Source organism: Pseudomonas sp. (assembly GCF_037994325.1).
Taxonomy (GTDB): domain Bacteria; phylum Pseudomonadota; class Gammaproteobacteria; order Pseudomonadales; family Pseudomonadaceae; genus Aquipseudomonas.
Genome location: NZ_JBBNAH010000180.1, coordinates 1 through 3,797, shown reverse-complemented (window position 1 = coordinate 3,797; position 3,797 = coordinate 1). Strand labels below are relative to the sequence as shown.

Genomic DNA, 3,797 nt, shown 5'->3' with positions numbered 1-3,797 from the left:
AGCCCATTTAGGGCTCCCGCTTTTTTATCCAGCGTTAAGGTGTGCTTACTGTGGGAAAGCCGGTGGGTTTACGCCCGCCATGTCTTCCATCACACGTACAACCTGGCAGCTGTAGCCGAATTCGTTGTCGTACCACACGTACAGCACAACGCGGTTGTCGTTGCAGATGGTCGCTTCCGCATCCACCACACCAGCGAAACGCGAGCCAACGAAGTCGGTGGACACCACTTCCAGCGAGTTAACGAAGTCGATCTGGCGATGCAGATCCGAGTGCAGCGCTACATAGCGCAGGTACTCGTTCATTTCTTCGCGGGTGGAGGCCTTTTCCAGGTTCAGGTTGAGGATGGCCATCGACACGTTCGGTGTCGGTACGCGAATGGCGTTGCCAGTCAACTTGCCCGCCAGTTCCGGCAGCGCTTTGGCAGCAGCGGTGGCAGCACCGGTTTCGGTAATAACCATGTTCAACGGCGCGCTACGACCACGGCGATCGCCTTTGTGGAAGTTGTCGATCAGGTTCTGGTCGTTGGTGTACGAGTGAACGGTTTCAACGTGGCCGTTAACGATGCCGAACTTGTCATTCACCGCTTTGAGCACCGGCACGATGGCGTTGGTGGTGCAGGAAGCGGCGGAGATAATTTTGTCGTCCGGGGTGATTTCACCGTGGTTGATGCCGTGCACGATGTTTTTCAGCTTGCCTTTGCCCGGCGCGGTCAGCACCACGCGGTCAACGCCTGGGCAACCCAGGTGCTGGCCGAGGCCCTCGGCGTCACGCCATACACCGGTGTTGTCGACCAGCAGGGCGTTGCTGATGCCGTACTGGGTGTAGTCGACTTCTTTCGGGTCTTTGGCGTAGATGATTTGAATCAGGTTGCCGTTAGCGGTGAGGGTGTTGTTTTCCTCATCCACGGTGATGGTGCCGTTGAACGGACCATGTACCGAGTCGCGACGCAGCAGGCTGGCGCGTTTGACCAGGTCGTTGCTGGCGCCTTTGCGCACAACGATAGCGCGCAAGCGCAGACCGTCGCCGCCACCGGTTTTTTCGATCAGGATGCGCGCCAGCAGGCGGCCGATACGACCGAAACCGTACAGCACAACGTCAGTGCCTTTGCGGGCGGTGCCGTTTTGCTTGCCAACCACAGCGGCCAGTTCGTCACGCACGAACTGTTCAATGGCGCGGCCATTGCCTTCGGCTTTGAATTTGACCACGAGTTTGCCGAGGTCCACCGAAGCGGCGCCAAGCTTGAGGGCGCTCATTTCTTTAAGAACGGCAAAGGTCTCGTGAACCGAGAGTTCGCTTTCGTCCGACTGACGGTGACGGGCAAAACGGTGGGCTTTGAGAATCTGGATAACCGAGCGATTAATCATGCTGCGGCCGTAAATCGAGGTCACCACGTTGTTATTGCGGTATAGCTGACCAATCAGCGGAATCATCGCCTCCGCGAGTGCTTCACGATCAATCCATTCACCAAGACACTGATCAGGCTTCTGAGTCACGGGCAATACCTTTAACAAGTATGTAGGGGCTGAAAAAACGGGCTACATTATGACCGCGTCGTCAACGAGCGGCAATCTGCAGCGGACGAAACACTGACAGCGTAACCGTTGGATAGTTACAATCGGCCCGGTTAATCCTCAGCCGGAGCCACGACCTCTCGTGTCCGTATTGCGCTTACCCAGCCTTCCTGCCGCTTCCGGCAAACAAACATGGGGCAACCTGCCTGGCGCCGCACTAAGCCTGGCGATTGCCGAAGCCGCCAATGCGGCCAAACGCTTCACTTTATTGCTGACCGCCGACAGCCAGAGCGCCGAGCGCCTGGAACAGGAGCTGAAGTTTTTCGCCCCTGAGTTGCCGGTGCTGCATTTTCCCGACTGGGAAACCCTGCCCTACGATCTGTTTTCGCCGCACCAAGACATTATTTCCCAGCGCATCGCCAGCCTGTATCGCCTGCCAGAGCTGAGTCACGGCATTCTTGTAGTGCCGATTACCACTGCCCTTCACCGTCTCGCTCCGAAGCGCTTTTTGCTCGGTAGCAGCCTGGTATTGGACGTTGGCCAGAAGCTTGATGTGGAGCAAATGCGTACGCGCCTGGAAGCCACCGGCTACCGCTACGTGGAGACGGTGTATGAACATGGCGAGTTCACCGTACGCGGCGCGCTGATCGACTTGTTCCCGATGGGCACCAAGCTGCCCTACCGCATCGACCTATTTGATGACGAAATTGAGACCCTGCGCACGTTCGACCCGGAGACCCAGCGCTCCATCGACAAGGTCGACTCAATCCACCTGCTGCCGGCCCGCGAATTTCCGCTGAATAAAGAAGCCGTCACCGGCTTTCGCGCCCGCTTCCGCGAGCGCTTTGACGTCGACTTCCGCCGCTGCACCATCTATCAAGACCTCAACAGCGGCATCACCCCGGCCGGTATCGAGTACTACCTGCCGCTGTTCTTTGACGAAACCGACACCCTGTTCGACTACCTGCCCAGCGACACCCAAGTGTTCTCGCTGCCCGGCATCGAACAGGCCAGCGAGAACTTCTGGAACGACGTGCGCAACCGCTACGAAGAGCGTCGCGTCGATCCCGAACGGCCCTTGGTGCCGCCGGCTGAATTGTTTTTGCCGGTGGAAGACTGCTTTGCTCGTCTGAAAAACTGGCCGCGTGTGGTGGTTAGCCAGCAAGACGTGGATGTCGGCGTGGGCCGCGAACGTTTCCCCGCGCAAACCCTGCCGGACTTGGCGATTCAAGCCAAAGCCCAGCAACCCATGGCAGCGCTGGAGCAGTTTCTTAACGACTTCCCCGGCCGCGTGCTGTTTACCGCCGAGTCGGCCGGGCGCCGCGAAGTGCTGTTGGAGTTGCTCGCCCGCCTGCGCTTAAAGCCCGTGGAAGTGGACGGTTGGAGTGCATTTGCCAGCGGCAAAGAGCGCCTGGCCATTACCATCGCCCCGCTGGACGACGGCTTGCAGCTGGATGAGCCGGCGCTGGCGTTGATCGCCGAAAGCCCATTGTTTGGTCAGCGCGTGATGCAACGTCGGCGTCGGGATAAAACCCGCGGCGACCATGGCGATGCGGTAATCAAAAACCTCACTGAGCTGCGCGAGGGCGCGCCGGTGGTGCATATCGACCATGGCGTGGGCCGCTACCTAGGCCTGGCGACGCTGGAGGTGGACAACCAGACCGCCGAATTCCTCATGCTCGCCTACGCCGACGAAGCCAAGTTGTATGTGCCGGTAGCCAACCTGCACCTGATCGCCCGTTACACCGGCAGCGACGATGCCTTGGCGCCGTTGCACCGCTTGGGCTCGGAAACCTGGCAGAAAGCCAAACGCAAAGCCGCTGAACAAGTGCGCGATGTGGCCGCCGAGTTGCTGGATATCTACGCCCGCCGCGCGGCCCGTGAAGGCTACGCCTTCGCCGACCCGAAGCTGGACTACGAGACCTTTAGCGCCGGTTTCCCCTTCGAAGAAACCCCGGACCAGCAGACCACCATCGAAGCCGTTATGGCCGACATGCTAGCTCCGAAGCCGATGGACCGTCTGGTCTGCGGCGACGTCGGTTTCGGCAAAACCGAAGTGGCCATGCGCGCGGCGTTTATCGCCGTGCACAGCGGCAAACAGGTGGCGATTCTGGTGCCCACCACCCTGCTCGCCCAACAGCACTACAACAGCTTCCGTGACCGCTTTGCCGACTGGCCGGTGACCGTGGAAGTGATGAGCCGCTTTAAGTCCGACAAGGAAGTGAAGGCGGCGGTGGCGCAGTTGGCTGAAGGCAAGATCGACATCGTGATCGGCACCCACAAGC

At 59.6% G+C, this 3,797-nt stretch carries 2 protein-coding genes; one reads left to right on the top strand and one right to left on the bottom strand.

Going from position 1 to position 3,797, the window contains the following annotated elements; genetic code table 11:
• Positions 1-45: 45 nt before the first annotated feature.
• The gene (locus AAAB16_RS06085; RefSeq protein ID WP_340662527.1) at positions 46-1,494 is read right to left on the bottom strand and encodes a glyceraldehyde-3-phosphate dehydrogenase; all 1,449 of its coding nucleotides are present in this window, start codon (positions 1,492-1,494) and stop codon (positions 46-48) included.
• Between the two features lie 160 nt (positions 1,495-1,654).
• Between AAAB16_RS06085 and AAAB16_RS06080 the strand changes: the two genes are divergently transcribed.
• Positions 1,655-3,797, top strand: a 2,143-nt coding sequence (locus tag AAAB16_RS06080) for a CarD family transcriptional regulator (protein ID WP_340662526.1), incomplete at its 3' end; no start/stop codon positions are given.